A 20,200-nucleotide genomic window follows, 5' to 3' on the forward strand; every position below is an offset into this window, starting at 1 on the left:
GTATACCCCGGTGTGAGTCGCGCTGGATTAAAGGAACAAGGAGCAAACGAATGCTAATTCTTACTCGTCGTGTTGGTGAGACACTGATGATCGGTGATGAAGTTACAGTGACCGTATTGGGCGTAAAAGGTAATCAGGTGCGTATTGGTGTTAATGCACCCAAAGAAGTCTCTGTGCATCGTGAAGAGATTTATATGCGTATACAGGCTGAAAAAGGTTCGTCAGATGCCGCCTATGGTGAAGACGACTAATTTCGGTACATCTCTGTAGTGTGTTGATGAATTCTGCTGATTTTGTACGTTTTATGACTTAATCACGCTGAATTGCTTAAAAGGTCAGCAAACGCACTTTTCGGTTCCAAAAATTGTTTGACTTATTTTCCTGAGACATTAATATACACGCCGCAACACAGAGCGGAGAAATGGCCGAGTGGCTGAAGGCGCACCCCTGCTAAGGGTGTATAGGGGAAACTCTATCGAGGGTTCGAATCCCTCTTTCTCCGCCATTTTTTCAGACGGACGCATAGCTCAGCTGGATAGAGTACTCGGCTACGAACCGAGCGGTCGGAGGTTCGAATCCTCCTGCGTCCACCATCTGAATTGGGCTGCACCTTGCACTGTGCATTAAATAAACTGTGCTACAATTTGCAACACCCTGGACGCATAGCTCAGCTGGATAGAGTACTCGGCTACGAACCGAGCGGTCGGAGGTTCGAATCCTCCTGCGTCCACCATATACGAAGAACCCGCTACGGTTAACGCCTTAGCGGGTTTTTTAATTTTGTTCTAATGCAAACTGACGCAGGCGGGTGAGAAGCTCCGCAGGTTCGACCAATTTGCCAGGAGCAAATTGGCGCAGCTTCAGCTGACCCGAAGGGCAGGCGGTAGGATAGCCGCCTGCAATCCTCCTGCGTCCACCATATACGAAGAACCCGCTACGGCTAACGCCTTAGCGGGTTTTTTAATTTTGTTCTAATGCAAACTGACGCAGGCGGGTGAGAAGCTCCGCAGGTTCGACCAATTTGCCAGGAGCAAATTGGCCCAGCTTCAGCTGACCCGAAGGGCAGGCGGCAGGATAGCCGCCTGCAATCCTCCTGCGTCCACCATATACGAAGAACCCGCTACGGCTAACGCCTTAGCGGGTTTTTTTATGCCTAGGTTTTGCGGTTTAACCTGGGTGCTGTTATCGCTAACTTACTGTGATTGTGCTATAAATTGTCACCTAACTGCAGTTGTTTTGCTCAGGCACAGTTCAGCTATGCTTTGGTAAAACTCGCTGATTGCGTAAACACGGGTAAGCTTGAAACGTGACATCAACCATCGCCGTTTCCACTATCAGTTTTGACATTCCGGTCACCTCGGAACTGGTGCTATGCCCTCATTGTGATCTGGTGCAACTGTTACCTGCGCTTAGCCCAGGTGAAGAGGGCAGTTGCTCACGCTGTGGCCATCATCTGGATGCTTGTCATCCTGAATCCGTAATGAGACCGATGCTATTTGCGGCCTCGGCGTTATTCATGCTATTGCTGGCTAACTTGTTTCCTTTCGTCAGCATGTTTGCCGCAGGCAACAGCAATGAAATTAATTTTTTTGATACCTCTTCCGTATTGTTTACTGAGCATCATCAGTCGCTGGCTATATTAATTTGGTTGTTTATTCAGGCGGTACCAGCAGCGTGTATGCTGGCGATTATCTATATAAAGCTGGGCATGCTCTATGCCCTGCCGGCCCGCACTTGGGTAGCGCGTGTGCTATATATGCTCAAACCCTGGAGCATGGTAGATATTTTCCTGATGGGGTTGATTATTAGCTTTGTAAAATTGGTGGCAGATGCCGACATCTCGCTTGGCCCGAGCTTCTGGGCGTTTTGTTTGTTTTGTTTGTTGCACTTAAGAGCATTTCAGGTAATCGACCGCCATGAATTGTGGTCAAAAATAGCCGCTTGTCCTACGCCACAAGTGGCTGCGCATGCCGGAAAAACCGGTCTGGCGCAAAATTTGAAATTGTGTAAAGTGTGCACCGCATTGGTGCCCGTAACACAAACGCACTGTAGTCGTTGCCATACTAAAGTTAGGCTGCGCCAGCGTGCGAGTATTCAGAATACGCTCGCATTGTTAGTGGCAGCCACCTTGCTATATATTCCCGCTAACTTATTGCCTATTATGCGAACAGTATCTTTTGGTGAGGTTATCGACTCTACCATCATCAGTGGTTTAGTGCTTATGTGGCAAGATGGGGCTTACCCGGTTGCGATAATTATTCTTATTGCCAGTGTTATTGTACCGGTGGCAAAGATCCTGATTTTGTTTTGGTTATGTTATTTGACCCGTCTACCTGTCGGATTGCGCCAGCGTCATTCAACGCAAATTTATCGTTTGGTAGACTGGGTTGGCCGATGGTCGATGGTCGATGTGCTGGTGGTGGCTATTATGGCGGCATTAGTACGGTTTGACTTACTTATGAGTGTGTATCCTGGTATCGGAGCTTTGGTTTTCGCTGCCGTGGTTATTTTGACCATGCTAGCGGCTCTGAGCTTTGACCCTCGATTATTATGGGATCCGTTGACGCAGCAAAAGGGAGTCGGTTTTGACGCAACTACAGAGCGCTAAGGTAAGCCGTATCAGACAATTATCACCTATCTGGGTGGTGCCGATAGCTGCAGTACTGATCGGTATCTGGATGCTTTATAACCATTACCAACAGCAGGGGGCCTTACTTACTTTGCTGACGGCAGATGCTGAGGGCATAGTTGCAGGTAAAACGCAGATTAAAAGCCGCAGTGTAGATGTTGGCCAGGTCGTATCGGTAGAGCTGAGTACCGATTTAAAGCAGGTGATTATTAAAGCGCGGATGAAACCGTCTATTGCCCCGCTGTTAAATAAAGACTCTCAATTTTGGGTGGTAAAGCCGCAGGTTGGTCGTGGAGGCATTACCGGATTGAATACGTTGTTATCCGGCGTTTACATTGAGCTGCAACCTGGCGAATCTAAGCAGCAGCAATTACAACATAAGCTGCTCGACACTCCGCCGGTAGCACCAGCCGATGCTCCGGGGATCCGGGTAAGGTTAATTGCTGCCGACAGTGGTGGCCTCGCGGTGGGGGACCCGGTGTTATACCGCGGTTATGATGTTGGTACTGTTGAGTACAGCGAGTTTGATTTAGCCAGCAGGCGCACTGAGTATCAGTTATATATCCGTGAACCCTTTGATGTATTGGTATCAGAGAATGTACGTTTTTGGCTCAGTAGCGGCTTTTCGCTGGATTTATCAGCAGAAGGTCTACAGGTTGACGTTGGCTCAGCCACAACACTGCTAAGTGGCGGCGTCAGCTTCGATTTGATGCAAGGCTGGCCGGCAGGTGCAATGATACGAGATGGTACAGAGTTTCAGCTGTTCCCTAACAAACAAAGCGTGCAGGAGGGCTTGTATAGTGAGTTTGTTGAATATTTGTTGTTTTTTGATGAGTCAGTCAGGGGATTAAAAGCCGGTGCGCCAGTTGAGTACCGCGGTGTGCGAGTAGGTACTGTAGCCAGTGTGCCCTTTTTCTTCTCTATTGATAAACCGTTTGAAGTTTCTTTGCAGCAGGGCATTCCGGTACTTATTCGTGTCGAGGCCGGCAGGTTATATGAAAACCTGAGCCTACAGCAATTGCGCAAAGAGTTGGAAATAGCCGTACAACGCGGTATGCATGCAGCACTAAAAACCGGCAATTTGTTAACAGGTGCTTTGTATATTGATTTAGATATTAATCAGGACAACACCATCGATATAGAGCAGCAAGCATTACAGGCGCAGCAACTGGCATTAAGCCAGAGCGCAGGCTATCCAATGTTGCCTACGGCACGCAGTGGTTTGAGCAATATTGAACAAAAAGTACTGATGGCTCTGGAGAAAATTAATAATCTGCCGGTAGAACAATTGTTAGAGCAAAGCGATCAGACCATGCAAAGCGCAGATTCCTTGTTACAAAACGCCACTAAAATGGTGACTCAGCTGGAGGCGTTAGTCAGCAACCCGCAAGTGCAACAATTACCCGCACAGTTGCAGCTCAGCTTGCAGCAATTGCAGCAAATGCTGGCCGGGTTGAGTCCGGGTTCGGCGGCTTACGATAGTTTGAATGGAAACTTGCAGACACTTGATCAGGTATTACGTGAGCTGCAACCTGTGCTGCAAACCTTAAACCAACAAAGTAATGCACTGGTATTTGAAGCAAACATAGCTGCTGATCCACAACCAAAGAGGGCTAAGCAATGAAGTATCTCAGTATGGCGGTATTATTGCTGCTCGCTGCCTGCAGCAGTCAACCGCCAGTTAGTTTTTATCAGCTTCCGCCAGTCCAGTCGGTTATGACAGCGCCATCAGCCGCAGCCAAAGGCTTGTTTGTCGAGCCAGTTCAGGTTGCGCCTTATCTGAACGGCCGCGGTTTGGTGTTGCAAGTATCGTCGGTCGAACTGGTTATGGCTCGGCAACATTTGTGGGCCGAAGGGTTGGATCAACATCTGCAACGCCAGCTACGCAAATATATACCGCTGTATACGCCAGCTTATTTTGCGCAGTTACAGCCCTCCGCAGATAGTGTGCGCCTTACTGTGCAGCTCGATCGCTTCCATGGTTTAGTAGAGGGCTATGCCGTGCTCAGTGGTCGTTTTAGTTTAAGTTCGCAAGCCATAGTGCACAGTTTTGACTTACGGCTGCCTTTACTCAACGATGGTTATCCCGCAATGGTAACGGCGCTGGGGCAGGGTTGGGAGCAATTGGCGCAGCAAATCGCACAGCAGCTCGGGAACTCAGCTTAATAGCCGCTGCTTATGCTTTGATTACATAAAGAGTAATAACTTCTTATTTCAGATGGCTAGACATTTGAATGTCTTTACGTGTAATGTGTTTGCATTATGCAAATTGTTAGCATAAATAGCAGTTATCACTGAGTTTTATTTAGCCTGCCAGGTTTAACTGCGCATAATGCAGGGTCGGCTTGATAAAACCAGGTTTTGTCGGCAGGCTTAAACTATTCTGAGTATACCTGTGCTGCGCATCCAGGTTATAGCAATTGACGGAGAACACATTATGGTCGCGGAGTTATTGCTGGAAGCTGCCAGCTTGATGTTTATCGGAATGGTGGCGGTGTTTGCCTTTCTTTTACTACTTGTGGTTGTCGTGCAATTGATCAGTGCGGTAATGCAGCGTTATTTTCCAGTCAAACCGGCTGATAAGCCAAGCATGGCCGACAACAGCAGTAACAGCGTTAGTCCGGCAGTTATTGCCGCGATTTCAACTGCCATACATCAGTATCGGCAACAACAATAAGAGGACTCAGGTATGAGCAAACCACTATTACTGACTGAACTGGTGTTACGTGATGCGCATCAGTCTTTATTGGCGACCCGGCTGCGGCTGGACGATATGCTGCCTATTGCTGCCAAACTGGACAAAGTAGGGTTTTGGTCGATGGAATCCTGGGGCGGAGCCACCTTTGATGCCTGTATTCGTTATCTGGGTGAAGATCCCTGGCATCGTATCCGTGAGCTGAAAAAAGCCATGCCAAACACCAAACAGCAAATGCTGCTGCGCGGGCAGAACTTGCTTGGCTATCGTCACTATGCTGATGATGTGGTAGAAAAATTTGTCGAGCGGGCGCATGAAAACGGCGTCGATGTGTTCCGCATCTTTGATGCCATGAACGATATCCGCAATTTGCAAACGGCTGTGCAGACCGCTATTAAAGTGGGCGCCCATGCACAAGGTACCATTTCCTATACAGTCAGTCCGGTGCATACCATTGATATGTGGGTGGATATGGCCCGTCAGCTCGAAGATATGGGCTGCCACTCTATCTGTATTAAAGACATGGCCGGTTTGTTAAAGCCTTATGTCTGTGAAGAACTGGTTACCCGAATTAAAGAGGCTACCAAAATACCGTTAGCGATGCAGTGTCACGCTACCACAGGTTTAAGTACTGCTACCTACCAGAAAGCCATCGATGCCGGCATTGATATGCTAGACAGCGCTATTTCGTCGATGAGTATGACCTATGGCCACAGTGCTACAGAAACCATGGTAGCCATTACTGAAGGCACTGAGCGCGATACCGGGCTAAACCTGGAGTTATTAGCTGATATTGCCGCTTATTTTCGTGATGTGCGAAAGAAATATGCGCAGTTTGAAGGTTCATTGAAAGGTGTTGATGCGCGTATTCTACTGGCACAAGTACCTGGCGGCATGTTAACTAATATGGAAAGCCAGCTCAAAGAGCAAGGTGCGCTGGACAAACTGGATGCCGTATTAAAAGAAATTCCGCTTGTGCGAGAGGATCTAGGGTTTTTACCTTTGGTTACTCCAACCTCACAAATTGTTGGTACTCAAGCTGTGCTCAATATTCTGACAGGTGAACGATACAAGAGTATCACCAAAGAAACTGCCGGTGTATTAAAAGGCGAATATGGCGCTACGCCAGCACCGATGAATGCCGAATTACAAAAGCGTGTGCTTGCTGGTGCTCAGGCTATTACTTGCCGTCCGGCAGACTTGTTGGAGCCAGAACTGAACAAGTTGCAAACAGAGCTAAGTAGTTTAGCTGGCAGTGAAGATATTCGCTTAGCAGACGCGCAAATAGATGATGTATTAACCTACGCACTGTTTCCACAAGTGGGCCTAAAATTTCTGAAAAATCGTGACAACCCGGCCGCATTTGAGCCAGCACCAGAAGCTGATAGCAGCGACGACAAAAAGGTTGCTCCAGCCAAGGCGAAAACCGCCCAAAGCGGGCCTGCCAGTTATAGTGTGCGGGTTGATGGCAAGGTATACGAAGTGGAAGTAGCGCCAACTGGCGAGCTTAGTTCGGTTAAACCGGTCGTATCAGAAAATATCCCTGGCAGTGCTTCTGTTACTGGCAGTGCAACCCTTAATGCGCCGCTGGCAGGTAATATCTGGAAAATTGTCACCAAAGTGGGCGCCAGCGTAAAGCGTGGCGACGTGGTGATAATAATGGAAGCAATGAAAATGGAAACTGAAGTGCGGGCGGTATCAGATGGCACAGTAGTGACTATTCATGTGGCAGCGGGCGATGCGGTTAGTACGGGTGACGTGCTAATAAGTTTCGACTAGATCGGACTGAGGATATTAAATGGACGCTGTAACAACCTTAATCGCCTCTACCGGTTTAGTTAATTTTACCGGTGGGCAGATAGTAATGATGCTGGTTGGCTTTACTTTACTGTATCTGGCTATTGCTCGTGGTTTTGAACCGCTGCTACTGTTACCTATTGGCTTTGGCGCGGTGCTGACTAATATTCCGCTGGCCGGCATGGGCGAGCCAGGCGGCTTGTTATACATGATATATGAAGTAGGTATCGGCACTGGCATATTCCCATTACTGATTTTTATGGGAGTAGGTGCCATGACCGATTTCGGAGCCTTAATTGCTAACCCTAGAATGTTACTGCTTGGTGCCGCAGCGCAATTTGGTATTTTTGCCACGTTGTTAGGCGCGATAGCACTTAATGCAGTACCAGGATTAAGTTTTACCCTGAAAGAAGCATCGGCCATCGCTATTATTGGTGGTGCTGATGGCCCAACTGCAATCTTTCTGGCATCGAAGTTAGCACCGGATTTGCTTGGTGCAATAGCCGTAGCTGCCTATTCCTATATGGCGCTGGTACCTATTATTCAACCGCCGATTATGCGTGCGCTAACCAGCAAAGCAGAACGTAATATCCAAATGGTGCAGCTGCGTAACGTTAGCAAAAAAGAGAAAATTATCTTCCCGTTGGCGGTTTTACTGTTAACTATATTACTGCTACCCAGTGCTGCGCCGTTAATAGGTATGTTTTGCCTGGGGAACCTGATGCGTGAGTCTGGCGTGGTGGAACGATTAAGCAAAACATCACAGAACGAGCTGATTAACATTGTGACTATTTTTCTTGGTTTGGCCGTGGGCTCTCGCCTAAGCGCAGATAAGTTTCTAACATTGCAGACACTGGGTATTTTGGTGCTTGGTGCTGTGGCTTTTGCAATTGGTACTGCGTCTGGCGTTATTATGGCGAAGATTATGGCCAGGTTTTCTAAGCAACCTATTAATCCATTAATAGGTGCCGCCGGTGTTTCTGCCGTGCCAATGGCTGCTAGGGTTGTGAATAAGGTGGGGCTTGAAGCTAACCCGCATAACTTCCTGTTAATGCACGCAATGGGGCCGAATGTGGCGGGTGTGATAGGTTCAGCAGTTGCTGCTGGTATCTTGCTGGCATTGGTTGGCTAAGCGGCCATTTAAAAAGCGAGCATAAAAAAGCCCGGCTTAATAAGCTGGGCTTTTTATTGGCTTCAAGGCCGGCTTTGCGACTTAAGGCGCGGCAGTGGCGTCACTATTGGTTTTAGCCAGTAACACCCGTTGGTTGTTGCTTAACTGCATCAATATCTGTTGCGCTTGAGCGGCGAACAGCGTTTTTTCACTGCCTTGTAACGGTGTTGCTTGTGGTAATTTTACTGTTCTGGGGTTGCGGTGCACACCAGACACTAGGAACTCATAATGTAAGTGAGCACCAGTTACCCGTCCCGTTGCACCCAGGCGGCCAATGACTTCACCTTGGCGTACCTTCTCGCCTTTAGCGACCAAACGCTTAGATAAATGCAGATATTTGGTCACGATATTGTTGGCATGCTGAATAAACACATAATGGCCATTCAGGTTGTTATATGCTGAATCAACAACTCTGCCATCGCCTGCAGCCATAATGGGTGTGCCTACTGGTGCGGCATAATCTACGCCGTTGTGTGGTCTTACCGTTTTTAATACTGGATGAAGACGACGCGGATTAAAGTTAGAGCTGACATACTGGAAACTAACCGGTGCGCGCAAAAATGCCTGACGCATACTTGCGCCATCAGGTTTATAGTAATTGCCGTCAGTATGGCGCACAGCTTGATACAGATGGCCCTGATTAGAGAACTGTGCTGCCACTATGTTGCCGTTGTTGATGAACTCACCATCGACATATTGGGTTTCATATAACACGCTGAAACTGTCACCGCTGCGAATATCTAAACCAAAGTCTATATCCCAGCCAAAAATGCCGGCCAAACTCATAATTTGTGCTTCGCTTAAACCTGCTTCTATACCAGCACTCCAAAAATTGCTGCGAATGTCTGCGCTGGCAAACTGACTGCGCAGCTCGACTTCTTTTTTCAACTCTTCCGCGACAAAACCGCCTTCGCTGTTTCGGTTTATTCTTAACGTGGTTAAGTGATTCAGGGCATAACGTAATTCTTGCAGCTCACCGTTGGCATCCAGGCCAAACTCCAACTGCTCGCCAGGGAATAGCCGGGTCAGCGTTTTAACATTGCTGCCCAGTGCCAGAATATCCAGCATGATCTGCTGGCTAACATTAGCTTTTTTAAACAAAGCAGACAGCGCGTCGCCTTTTTGCACCTGTAATACCGACCAGTTCAATGACAGATCTTCTTCTGGTAGGGCAGGCAGATCTAACAAGGCTTGCTCAGGGGCAAGATCTATTGTGGTGTCAGGCATGGCTAAACTGTAGCGCTTACCTATTTCCAAACTGTCGGCTTTACTGCTTTTTGAGGCAGAAGCCTGTTCCGAAGGTAGCAGTAAAATGGTGGTTAAAAACACCGAAGTGACAACGATTAATACGCGGTGTTGTTTGGGAATTTTAGTTACTAATTGTCGCATAATACTAGTCTGAGCTCAGGAAACGCACAAAAACCGAGCATATACCGTTTTTTTGCCTGACACCAGACTTTTGTGCGTTTCCCCAAGGCTGAACATGCTATAGAATGCGGTTTGTTTGCGCAATCAGGTGAAAAATCAGGAGATGAAAATGGCGGATTGGGAGCTGGCTTTAGCGGAATTAAAACGTGGTTGCGAAGAGATTCTGCTTGAAGAAGAGCTAATTACCAAATTAAAACAAGGCAAGCCCCTAAAAATAAAGGCTGGCTTTGACCCAACAGCACCTGATTTGCATTTGGGCCACACCGTCTTGATCAATAAATTGCGTACTTTTCAGCAGCTAGGTCACGAGGTTATTTTTTTAATCGGCGATTTTACCGGCCTAATCGGCGACCCAACGGGCAAAAATGTCACCCGCAAGCCACTAACCCGCGAAGAAGTGCTGGCCAATGCTGAGACCTACAAAGAGCAGGTGTTCAAGATTCTTGACCCGGCTAAGACCCGTGTGGCGTTTAACTCTGAGTGGATGAATGAGTTAGGGGCTGCCGGCATGATTAAACTGGCCGCTCGACAGACGGTAGCCCGTATGTTGGAGCGTGACGATTTTAAAAAACGTTATGCCAACAACCAGTCTATTGCTATTCATGAATTTTTATATCCGCTGGTGCAGGGCTGGGATTCAGTGGCACTTGAAGCAGACGTTGAAATGGGTGGTACCGATCAGCGCTTTAACCTGTTAATGGGCCGTGAGTTGCAAAAAGACGAAGGCCAGCGCCCGCAAACGGTAATGATGGTGCCGTTGCTTGAAGGGCTGGATGGCGTACAAAAGATGTCCAAATCGCTGGGCAACTATGTCGGTATTACCGATGCGCCAAACGATATGTTCGGCAAGATTATGTCTATTTCTGACGAGTTGATGTGGCGCTACTACGATTTACTCAGTTTTAAACCACTTGAAGAAATCAGTGGTTTAAAGCAGCAGGTATCAGCTGGTGCCAACCCGCGCGACGTAAAAATATTGCTTGCGAAAGAAATTATTGCCCGTTTCCATGATGACGCTGCAGCAGAAGCGGCACATCAGGATTTTACCCAGCGCTTTAGTAAAAATGCCTTACCGGATGACATTCCTGAGGTTGCGGTAACCGCTGACGCAGATACGATGCCGATTGCGAATCTGTTAAAGGAAGCCGGCCTGGTAGACAGCACTTCAGAGGCTATCCGCATGATCAAACAAGGTGCGGTTAAGTTAAACGGTGAAACCAAAGTAGAAGACTCCCGGCTTGAAGTCGTCAAAGGCAGCTGCGACATTTACCAGGTAGGTAAGCGCAAGTTTGCCAAAATTAGCTTAATTTAATTGCACTTAGCACAACACCTCTGCGGGTGTTGTGCATCTCTTCTGCAACCCTACTCAGCGTTTAAGCCTCGTACTGTCGGGCGGATCGACTACACTGTAGTTAATCACAGCCATTAATACGAGGTATATTATGACCACGCCCAACCCTTATGCCGACGCTCTTAAAGTAAACAAACAGCAGTATGGCATTTTTAGCCTGAATAAGGCGCAAGCGCAGTTTGGTGATATCAGCCGCTTACCGTTTTCGTTAAAAGTGCTGTTGGAAAACCTGTTACGTAACCTGGATGGTGACACCGTAACTGAAGCCGATATTCAGGCGTTGGTCGACTGGCAAAAAACCGGTAGCTCTGAGCGTGAAATCGCTTTTCGTCCGGCACGGGTATTAATGCAGGATTTTACCGGTGTACCAGCCGTTGTCGATTTAGCGGCTATGCGTGCCGCGGTGGCTGCGCTGGGTGAAGACCCGAATAAGGTAAACCCGTTATCACCGGTGGATTTAGTGATTGACCACTCGGTGATGGTCGACCGTTATGCCACAGAGCAGGCTTTTACTGAAAACGTCGATATTGAAATGCAACGTAACCATGAGCGCTATGCATTTTTACGTTGGGGGGCTAAAGCCTTTGCTAACTTTCGCGTAGTGCCACCGGGTACTGGCATTTGTCATCAGGTAAATCTGGAGTATTTAGGTCAAAGCGTATGGGCGCAGCAAACCGACGAAGGTATGCTGGCTTATCCGGACACGTTGGTGGGCACTGACTCGCACACAACCATGATTAACGCCCTTGGCATTTTGGGCTGGGGCGTCGGCGGCATTGAAGCTGAGGCCGCTATGTTGGGACAGCCGGTATCGATGATCATTCCGGAAGTGGTTGGCTTTGAATTTACCGGCGCACTGCAAGCCGGTATTACCGCAACGGATCTGGTACTTACTGTTACGCAAGTGCTGCGTAAGCATGGTGTAGTGGGCAAGTTTGTCGAGTTTTTCGGCGATGGTCTGGACCAGTTGTCATTGGCAGATCGTGCCACTATCGCCAATATGGCACCGGAATACGGTGCAACCTGCGGCTTTTTCCCTGTTGATCAGATAACACTGGATTACCTGCAGTTAACCGGCCGCGATGCGGCAGTCATTGCCAGAGTTAAAGCGTATAGTCAGGCGCAGGGTTTGTGGCGGGAGCAAGGTTCTAAGCCCATTTTTACCGATACCTTGCACCTTGACTTAAGCACTGTGGTAGCGTCATTGGCCGGGCCTAAGCGGCCCCAGGATAAGGTGACGTTAACTGAACTGAAACAGCACTGTAGTGATGCTGTCGCGCTTGATTTGAAAGTCAGCCCAGCGCGTGATGCAGAAATGGTCAATGAAGGTGCGGCGCAGCCAGAGGTGAAACAGCCTGACCGCAGCTTTGAACTGGATGGCCGGCGTATACAACTGGATAGCCATGCGGTAGTTATAGCTGCTATTACGTCCTGCACCAATACATCAAACCCCAGTGTGTTAATGGCAGCCGGTTTATTAGCCCAAAATGCTGTAGCCAAAGGGTTGAAACGGCAACCCTGGGTAAAAAGTTCGCTGGCGCCGGGTTCTAAAGTGGTTACCCGCTATCTGCAACAGGCCGGGCTTATGCAACCGCTTGAGCAATTGGGATTTTACCTGGTGGGTTACGGTTGTACTACTTGTATCGGCAACTCCGGGCCATTAGCTAAACCCATTGAAAACGCCATCAGTAGTGCTGATTTAAATGTGTCTGCAGTGTTGTCGGGTAACCGTAACTTTGAAGGTCGCATTCATCCGTTAGTGAAATCAAACTGGCTGGCTTCACCGCCTTTGGTGGTGGCTTATGCGCTGGCCGGCACGGTCAATATTGATTTAAGTGCAGAGCCATTGGGGCAGGACAGAGATGGTAATGATGTCTACTTAAAAGATATCTGGCCTGACAGCAAAGCGGTTGCTGCAGCAGTATCTAAAGTTAACAGTGCAATGTTCAGCAAAGAATATGCTCAAGTGTTTGATGGCGACGAAAGTTGGCAGGCTATTGCGGTGCCACAGGCTAAAACTTATGCCTGGCCGGAGTCTACCTATATCCGTCAACCTGATTTTTTTCGTGGTCTTAGCCGAAAACCAAAGCCGGTGGCCGATATAGTGGGTGCCCGTTTATTGGCAATATTGGGCGATTCTGTTACGACTGATCACATTTCACCGGCCGGTTCAATCAAGCAAAGCAGCCCTGCCGGTCAGTATCTGATGGATCATGGTATCGACAAAGCCGATTTTAATTCATACGGTTCAAGGCGCGGTAACCATGAAGTCATGGTGCGCGGTACTTTTGCCAATGTACGTATTCGCAATGAAATGCTGCCGGACACTGAAGGTGGCGTAACCCGGCATTATCCCTCCAAAGAGACGATGTCGATTTTTGATGCCGCCATGCGTTATCAGCAGCAAGAGCTGCCGTTAATCGTGGTAGCAGGTAAAGAGTATGGTACCGGCTCATCGCGTGATTGGGCAGCTAAGGGCACATTAATGCTGGGAGTGCGTGCCGTGCTGGCCGAATCGTTTGAACGTATTCACCGCTCCAATTTAATTGGTATGGGCGTGCTGCCGCTACAATTTGTGCCCGGTACAGAAAGGAAAACGCTGAAGTTAAGCGGTGAAGAAAGCATTACGCTGCGTGGCTTAAATAACCTGAAGCCACGACAAAAGCTGCAGCTGATTATAACCTATGCCGACGGCGCTAAACAGGAAGTCGATGTGCATTGCCGCATAGATACCGGCAATGAGCTGGCATATTATCAGCACGGCGGTATTTTGCATTATGTGCTGCGACGGATGATAGGCGAGGCGTAACAAAAAGCAACGCGCCGCCGGGCAGGCGCGTTGCGATTTCATTATTCTGATGCTGTTGGCAATGTGCCCGACTTAACATGCAAGTCGCGCTGCGGGTAGGGGATGGTAATCGCAGCTTGCTTAAAGGCGCGCCAGATAGCGACATTAATATCCGATTTTACCGTGTCGGCACCGTATTCCGGGTCTGCTATCCATACCCGCAGTTCGAGTTCAATGCCGTTGTCGGCAAAGCTTTTCAGCATCACTGTTGGCGCCGGTTCATTAAGTACCCGTGAGGATTTATTGGCGCACTGTAACATCAGTGCCATGGCTTGCTCCGGATCGTCGTCGTAACTTACCTGCACCAGAATTTTTACCCGCACATTGCGGTCTTCATAGCTCCAGTTTATTACCTCTGAGGTGATAAGGTTCTCGTTCGGGATCAACGTATCAACTCCTTCGCGGTTACGCACCACCACATAGCGGGCTTTGAGTTCGTGCACCCAGCCAAAGTTATCGCCAACTGAAATAACATCGCCTGGTTTGACACTGCGATCCAGCACCAAAATAAAGCCGCTGATAAAGTTTGACGCAATACGTTGTAAGCCAAAACCTAAGCCTACGCCCAGCGCCCCGCCAAATACCGCCAGCGAGCTAAGATTAATACCCACGGCGTTTAACGCAATTAAAAACGCGATGGTAATCAGCAAAAACTTACTAAATTTGCTAAAGCCTACCTGCATGCTAGGGCTGACATGTTTAGCTTTTTTTAACTGCTGGTTTAGTAGCTCTGCCAGCCATAAAGCCAGTGTAAAGGCCAGGACAATTACCAGCGTAAGTTTTACTGCACCCAGCAGCGATATGCGGCTTTCACCCAGTGTAAAGGCCAGGGCATCCATCAACTGCATTAGCGGGGTTAACCAGTCTGCCAGATGCAATACCACTAGCAGCCAGATGGTAATGGCAATAACGGGCTCTGCCGATTTAACCAATGGACTGGACAAAAACGCTTTGCGCAAAATATATACCAGCAGACGAATAACTCCCAACGCCAGTGCAATAGGAATGAATAGCTGCAACAGGTTTTGGCTTAACTGATACTGAGCAAACATTCCACTACTGATAGCCAGTAGAGTTGCCAGACTAAACGGAAGTAAAATACGGTCAGAGCTACGCAGCGCCATATGGCGTAAGCCCTGACCACCGCTGTCGCGTAAGCGTTGGCCGACTAATCGGTTAACAAGTACTGCCAGTAACAGACAACCAGCTATTGCTGCTAGCTGATACCAGAGTGAGGCCTGCTGCAATTGGATGACAAGCTGCTGCCACCAGATTAAAAATTTTTCTAGCATAGGTTTTTCAATTAACTAAGTTGTTGTTTTACCTTAGCAGAAAAGCGCGGCTGCGCCCATTGTTCTGTGCTGTTTGGTTACGAACTATAGTTAAAGTTGCATTTTACGAAAATTGCGCTAAAGTGATATCAAAATAATATCATATCAAGAGGGTTTTACAATGTTGCAGGAACGCATGATTAATAGCAAAGGTGGTTTTGGCATGATAGGCATTTTGTTGCTATTGCAACTGACTGCTGTTGCCGGTGTGGCAATATTGCCGGGATTATTAAAAATAGTGGCATTGCTATTGGTTATAGCGGTGTTTATTTGTTGGTTTGGTTTTTATATGGTGCACCCAAACCAATCAGCAGTATTACAGCTGTTTGGCCGCTATGTCGGTACTGACTTGAATAACGGCCTTCGTTGGTCTAACCCACTGTATAGCAAGCAAAAAGTGTCATTGCGAGTCCGTAATTTCGAAAGCAGTAAAATGAAGGTAAATGACAATGCCGGTAACCCGGTAGAAATTGCTGCTGTGGTGGTGTGGAAAGTAGTCGATAGCGCCGAAGCTGTGTTTGAAGTCGATAACTATGAGAACTTTGTCAATATTCAAAGCGAGTCGGCAATTCGTCATCTGGCTTCCAGTTATGCTTATGATGCCGGCAATGATGAATCGATAAGCCTGCGCAGTAGTACTGATGAAGTAACAGAGCTATTAAAGCAGGAAATCCAGGCACGATTAAATAAAGCCGGGGTGCAGGTGCTGGAAGCGCGTATCAGCCATTTAGCTTATGCGCCGGAAATTGCCAGCGCGATGTTGCAGCGTCAGCAGGCGGCCGCGATAGTAGCCGCCCGCCAGCAAATTGTTGAGGGCGCTGTGGGCATGGTAGAAACCGCATTACAGCGTTTGTCTGAGCGCAATGTGGTTGAGCTGGATGATGAGCGTAAAGCGGCGATGGTCAGTAATTTGCTGGTGGTATTGTGCGGTGATCATCATGTGCAACCGATAGTAAATGCCGGCACGTTATATTAACGGGAGTTGTTGTGGCCAAAAAAGCCTTCGCCTTACGTCTGGATGAAAAGATGCTCAGCGCCTTACAGCGTTTTGCCGATGATGAGTTTCGTAGCATTAACGGCCAGATAGAGTATCTTCTGCATGAGGCACTGAAAAAGGCCGGTCGTTTGCCTGTGGCGAAAAAGGACAATACTGAACCAGATAATGAGGTCGGTAGCTAATGCAGCAGCCAGGACACCAGCGGTAGGGTAAGCAGGCCGGCTAAAATACCTAAACCTATAATGCCGCTAACCAGGCGGGGCGCCAGCCCCGCCATTATTGCAATAGCGCCGGCCGATATCATCGGTGGCATCGCCGCCTGAAACACACTGATATTTACCGCCGTACCGCTGTAGCCCAGGCTAAACCACAGCAACGCAGCTAACGCCGGCATCATTACCAGCTTAATACCCAGCGCACTTAGCAGCGGTGATATTTCGCTCTTACTGAATTTAACTGTTAAGGCAAAACCCACCGCCACCATTACTACTGGTACCAGGGTTGCGGCTAAGTTATCAATTAACTGTATTGCCAGAGGTGGGTATTCGCTACCGCGCAGTAATAAACCCAAAGCCAGCGCAATAAAAGACGGGAAGGTGATGATTTTTAATGTAATGCCTTTTACGGTGGGTTTGGCTGCCGTGGGGCTGTAAAGCGCTGCAACGATAGTGACATAAATCGCCAAAGCAATAAAAGAGCCTACCTGATCGTATACTACGGCGTAAGGCATAGCCGCACTACCAAACAGCGCCTGCGTCATCGGAAAGCCTAAAAAAGAAGTATTACCCAGCGGCAGCACAATCAGTAAAGCGCCGGTAACCTCGCGCGACCAATGCAGCAGTCGGCTTAACAGTAACACGGTGCCGACTACTACTAACAGTAAGAACCACGGTGTAATCGCCGGTATTAACAGCTCGGCAGAAAATTGCAGCTGCGGCACATTTTTTAAAATCAGTGCCGGTAGCGCCACATACAGCACATACATATTCAACGCTATGCCGCTATTTTCTGGCATGGTGGGCAAGCGGCGCAGCAGTACGCCTATCAGCAGATACGCCAGTACCAGTAGAAAGTTATCCATCAGATCTCACTTTTTTATAGCGGGCAACCAGTGCCAGTTTGGCTGTTCTGGGTAGTTGTTTTAGTTGATATTCAGCTTTAGCCGCCGTGCTTTTATCGGCAACAGCTTGCTGGTACACCAGGGTTAATGGCCCTTTGCCACGTAGTGCCTTAGCACCGCCGGTCAGCTCGCCGCTATGCTGGCGCAGCCGCCGCACAGGGTCGGTACTGATGCCGGTATACAACAGGCCGCTGCTGGTTTGCACCATATATAAATACCAGTTGCTCACGAGGTTAACTCCGTGCTGTGCTGTTCTGTTATACTGCGCGCTTTAAGCCGTGAGCTGTGCTTCATCGCAATAACGGCAACGGTAGTTAAGTTTTGGCAAAACAGGAATTTTAATGTCATTTCAATCTCTCGCCCTGGCGGCGCCTATTTTACGTGTTCTGTCAGAGCAAGGCTACGATGCGGCCACCCCGGTGCAGTTGCAAAGTATCCCGGTAATTCTGGCCGGAAAAGACGTATTAGCGGGGGCGCAAACCGGCACCGGTAAAACGGCCGCCTTTACTTTACCGTTGCTGCAGCAAATGCTCAATGCGCCAAAGGTCGTAGCGCCAAATCAGGTGCGGGTACTGGTGCTAACGCCCACCCGCGAGCTGGCGCAGCAAGTGTATGATAATGTACGCAAGTATAGCCAGTACCTGAGCACGCGTTCAGCGGTGTTTTATGGCGGCGTATCGATAAGGCCGCAATATGATGAGGCAGAGCTGGGGCTGGATATCCTGGTGGCGACACCGGGCCGGCTAATTGACCACCTGCACCAGAAAACCGTCGATTTATCTGTGCTTGAGGTGCTAGTGCTGGATGAAGCGGATCGCATGCTGGATATGGGCTTTATTGTCGATATTAAACGCATTATGGCCAAGCTGCCGGCTAAACGGCAAACGTTGCTGTTTTCAGCAACCTATTCCAGCGAAATTAAACAGCTGGCCGATGAACTGTTAAACAGCCCGCAATTAATCGAAGTGGCGGCAACCAATGCCACGGCCGAGCGGGTTGAGCAACTGGCGTATTTAGTCGACAAACACCGCAAGCGCGAACTGCTGTCGCATGTGATTGGTAAAAACAACTGGCCACAGGTGTTAGTGTTTGTGCGTACCAAACATGGTGCTGACCGCCTGGCTAAACAGCTGGCAAAAGACGGCTTAAAAAGCGCGGCTATTCATGGCGATAAAAGCCAGGGTGCCCGCACAAAAGCATTGGCTGATTTTAAAGCCGGCAGTGTGCGTATTTTGGTAGCGACCGATATTGCCGCCCGCGGCCTGGATATTAACGAGCTGCCGTATGTGGTGAATTATGATTTACCACAAGTGTCGGAAGACTATGTGCACCGCATCGGCCGTACTGGCCGTGCCGGTAACAGCGGTGTGGCGCTAACGCTGATCACCCCGGAAGAAATAAAAGCACTGCAGGACATAGAAAAGCTTATTCAGCAGGTGATCACCGCTACAGTGTTACCCGGTTACGAGCACGACCCAACCTTTGTTGCACCAGAGCAAGCGCAGGCGCGCCATGGTGACGGGCCGAAAAAGCCGGCAAAGAAAGGTATGCTTAAAGCCAAGTTGCGCGCTAAGGCCTTAGGTAAGGCATAAAAGCTGTAAAGCCTAAAGCTAAGCAGACCATAGAGTCTGCTTTTTTAGTCACTTACATTTCTCCCTGTAGACGAATTTAAATTATTGGTCTATATTGAGGCTAATTGGTTCAGGCATGAGGTGGTTATGCAAGCCGTGCAACTCGACAAACAAAGCCAGCGCCACAGCGCCGCTACCGGACTTAAAACAGTATTTGCCATTTTGGATAAATGGCAATGCTCGCCTGAGCAAATTCAGCGTATTTTGCAAATCTCCAAAGCGGCGTATTACAAGTACCGCAATGATCCTTACTGCGCCAGCCTGACCCAAGACCAGATAGAGCGCATCAGCTATGTGCTAAACATTCACAGTAGTCTGCGGCTGCTGTTCGACAACCCGCAAAACCTGTATGGTTTTATGGCACTGCCAAACCATAACCCGTTTTTTAATGGTAACAGCCCGCTGGATATTATCAGCACTGGTCAGTTTGGCGCATTGTACGAAACCTTTAAACATATCGACGCGCTGCGTGGTGGCATGTGGTAACAGCGGTATACTTACAGCAGGATGAGTTACCGCAGGTTAAGTTGCATAAGCAGAGCTGCTATCGGCTGATTAATTCGAAGTATCCGCCGGTATCGGTATTTGATGATGTAGCCGATGCCGATGAGTTCGATGCTTTATTTGCGCTGCAAGCACTTACCAACCCCAGGTTACAGGCACAGGCCGGTAATTTAACCTTACTACCACGTAGTGAAATTCCGTTTGCTATTACCGGCTGCTCGTATGCGGTAGCACCGTTCACCCATGTTAACCCCGCGGGCAGCCGCTTTTCTGACGGTCGTTTTGGTGTGCTGTATCTGGCCGATAGCGTGCAAACCGCTATCACTGAGGTGGCTTATCATCAGGGGTGTTACTGGAGCAAGGTGCCTGGACTGGCCTATGAGCGTTTTGTGTTTAAGGCATTAAGCTGTGAGTTTAGTGACGTTAACCTGACAGATTTGACCCGCTTGTCGCCACAGCATGCAATTTATGCGAAAGATGACTACAGCACTGCGCGGGTATTGGGTATTCGCTTACGCAGCCAGGGTAGTGCCGGAGTACAGTACTATTCAGTGCGAAACAGTGGTGCAATTTGCTGGGGCTTATTTAGCCCGCAATATGTAACGCAGATGCTGCAAAGTGCTCATTATGAAATGATCTGGCAAAACGGCAATATCAGCGCCATTAACCAAATTGTCAGCTACAGCGAATAGATCAGT

Annotated in this window: 18 protein-coding genes and 3 tRNA genes; 17 read left to right on the top strand and 4 right to left on the bottom strand. The window is 48.7% G+C overall.

Features of this window, described 5'->3' with window-relative positions; all coding sequences use genetic code 11:
• The first annotated feature begins 50 nt into the window (after window positions 1-50).
• From csrA to I4W93_RS00665, 10 genes are all read left to right on the top strand, one after another.
• On the top strand, window positions 51-251 hold the full coding sequence (csrA, locus tag I4W93_RS00620) for a carbon storage regulator CsrA (RefSeq protein WP_205312466.1): 201 nt from the start codon (window positions 51-53) through the stop codon (window positions 249-251).
• Window positions 252-415: 164 nt separating this feature from the next.
• Window positions 416-505, top strand: a tRNA-Ser gene (locus tag I4W93_RS00625).
• A gap of 11 nt (window positions 506-516) precedes the next feature.
• Window positions 517-593 (top strand) — tRNA-Arg (locus I4W93_RS00630).
• A gap of 63 nt (window positions 594-656) precedes the next feature.
• Window positions 657-733: transfer RNA gene (locus I4W93_RS00635), tRNA-Arg, on the top strand.
• A 573-nt stretch (window positions 734-1,306) separates the two neighbouring features.
• Window positions 1,307-2,608, top strand: a complete 1,302-nt coding sequence (locus tag I4W93_RS00640; RefSeq protein ID WP_205313712.1) for a PqiA/YebS family transporter subunit — start codon at window positions 1,307-1,309, stop codon at window positions 2,606-2,608.
• The gene (gene pqiB / locus I4W93_RS00645; RefSeq protein ID WP_205313711.1) at window positions 2,586-4,253 is read left to right on the top strand and encodes an intermembrane transport protein PqiB; all 1,668 of its coding nucleotides are present in this window, start codon (window positions 2,586-2,588) and stop codon (window positions 4,251-4,253) included. The genes I4W93_RS00640 and pqiB overlap by 23 nt, the downstream gene beginning before the upstream one ends.
• Window positions 4,250-4,795 carry a PqiC family protein gene (locus I4W93_RS00650; RefSeq protein ID WP_205313710.1) on the top strand — a complete coding sequence of 182 codons (546 nt, stop codon included), beginning with the start codon at window positions 4,250-4,252 and terminating at the stop codon, window positions 4,793-4,795. The genes pqiB and I4W93_RS00650 overlap by 4 nt, the downstream gene beginning before the upstream one ends.
• A gap of 271 nt (window positions 4,796-5,066) precedes the next feature.
• The gene (locus I4W93_RS00655; protein WP_205313709.1) at window positions 5,067-5,306 is read left to right on the top strand and encodes an OadG family protein; all 240 of its coding nucleotides are present in this window, start codon (window positions 5,067-5,069) and stop codon (window positions 5,304-5,306) included.
• 12 nt (window positions 5,307-5,318) lie between these two features.
• A complete protein-coding gene (oadA, locus tag I4W93_RS00660) occupies window positions 5,319-7,103 on the top strand; it encodes a sodium-extruding oxaloacetate decarboxylase subunit alpha (protein ID WP_205313708.1) in 1,785 nt (594 codons plus the stop codon).
• Window positions 7,104-7,122: 19 nt separating this feature from the next.
• Window positions 7,123-8,253, top strand: coding sequence for a sodium ion-translocating decarboxylase subunit beta (locus tag I4W93_RS00665; protein WP_205313707.1), 1,131 nt, complete (start codon window positions 7,123-7,125; stop codon window positions 8,251-8,253).
• 81 nt (window positions 8,254-8,334) lie between these two features.
• Here the strand turns inward: I4W93_RS00665 and I4W93_RS00670 are convergent, their stop codons facing one another.
• A complete protein-coding gene (locus I4W93_RS00670) occupies window positions 8,335-9,681 on the bottom strand; it encodes a peptidoglycan DD-metalloendopeptidase family protein (protein WP_205313706.1) in 1,347 nt (448 codons plus the stop codon).
• A gap of 148 nt (window positions 9,682-9,829) precedes the next feature.
• Between I4W93_RS00670 and tyrS the strand changes: the two genes are divergently transcribed.
• A complete protein-coding gene (gene tyrS / locus I4W93_RS00675) occupies window positions 9,830-11,032 on the top strand; it encodes a tyrosine--tRNA ligase (RefSeq protein ID WP_205313705.1) in 1,203 nt (400 codons plus the stop codon).
• Window positions 11,033-11,162: 130 nt separating this feature from the next.
• Window positions 11,163-13,880: an aconitate hydratase AcnA gene (gene acnA, locus I4W93_RS00680; RefSeq protein ID WP_205313704.1), complete on the top strand. Its 2,718-nt coding sequence runs from the start codon at window positions 11,163-11,165 to the stop codon at window positions 13,878-13,880.
• Between the two features lie 41 nt (window positions 13,881-13,921).
• On the opposite strand, the gene I4W93_RS00685 is transcribed toward acnA, so the two are convergent.
• Window positions 13,922-15,211, bottom strand: a complete 1,290-nt coding sequence (locus I4W93_RS00685; RefSeq protein ID WP_205313703.1) for a mechanosensitive ion channel family protein — start codon at window positions 15,209-15,211, stop codon at window positions 13,922-13,924.
• 175 nt (window positions 15,212-15,386) lie between these two features.
• Here I4W93_RS00685 and I4W93_RS00690 point away from each other — a divergent pair, with 175 nt between their 5' ends.
• Together I4W93_RS00690 and I4W93_RS00695 are read left to right on the top strand one after the other, a co-directional pair.
• Window positions 15,387-16,226, top strand: coding sequence for an SPFH domain-containing protein (locus I4W93_RS00690; RefSeq protein WP_224673200.1), 840 nt, complete (start codon window positions 15,387-15,389; stop codon window positions 16,224-16,226).
• Between the two features lie 11 nt (window positions 16,227-16,237).
• Entirely contained in the window at window positions 16,238-16,429 is a 192-nt protein-coding gene (locus I4W93_RS00695; RefSeq protein WP_205313701.1) for a type II toxin-antitoxin system antitoxin, read from the top strand.
• On the opposite strand, the gene I4W93_RS00700 is transcribed toward I4W93_RS00695, so the two are convergent.
• Complete coding sequence (locus tag I4W93_RS00700; RefSeq protein ID WP_205313700.1) at window positions 16,426-17,328, bottom strand: AEC family transporter; 903 nt, start codon at window positions 17,326-17,328, stop codon at window positions 16,426-16,428. The genes I4W93_RS00695 and I4W93_RS00700 overlap by 4 nt on opposite strands.
• On the bottom strand, window positions 17,321-17,596 hold the full coding sequence (locus I4W93_RS00705) for a GIY-YIG nuclease family protein (RefSeq protein ID WP_224673201.1): 276 nt from the start codon (window positions 17,594-17,596) through the stop codon (window positions 17,321-17,323). Before I4W93_RS00705 ends, I4W93_RS00700 begins: the two co-directional genes overlap by 8 nt.
• A 112-nt stretch (window positions 17,597-17,708) precedes the next feature.
• Here I4W93_RS00705 and I4W93_RS00710 point away from each other — a divergent pair, with 112 nt between their 5' ends.
• From I4W93_RS00710 to I4W93_RS00720, 3 genes are all read left to right on the top strand, one after another.
• Window positions 17,709-18,959 carry a DEAD/DEAH box helicase gene (locus tag I4W93_RS00710; protein ID WP_205313699.1) on the top strand — a complete coding sequence of 417 codons (1,251 nt, stop codon included), beginning with the start codon at window positions 17,709-17,711 and terminating at the stop codon, window positions 18,957-18,959.
• A gap of 126 nt (window positions 18,960-19,085) precedes the next feature.
• Window positions 19,086-19,484: an antitoxin Xre-like helix-turn-helix domain-containing protein gene (locus tag I4W93_RS00715; protein WP_205313698.1), complete on the top strand. Its 399-nt coding sequence runs from the start codon at window positions 19,086-19,088 to the stop codon at window positions 19,482-19,484.
• A complete protein-coding gene (locus I4W93_RS00720; protein ID WP_205313697.1) occupies window positions 19,478-20,194 on the top strand; it encodes an RES family NAD+ phosphorylase in 717 nt (238 codons plus the stop codon). The genes I4W93_RS00715 and I4W93_RS00720 overlap by 7 nt, the downstream gene beginning before the upstream one ends.
• The last annotated feature ends 6 nt before the right edge of the window (window positions 20,195-20,200 follow it).

The organism is Rheinheimera maricola (genome assembly GCF_016918075.2).
GTDB lineage: Bacteria > Pseudomonadota > Gammaproteobacteria > Enterobacterales > Alteromonadaceae > Alishewanella > Alishewanella maricola_A.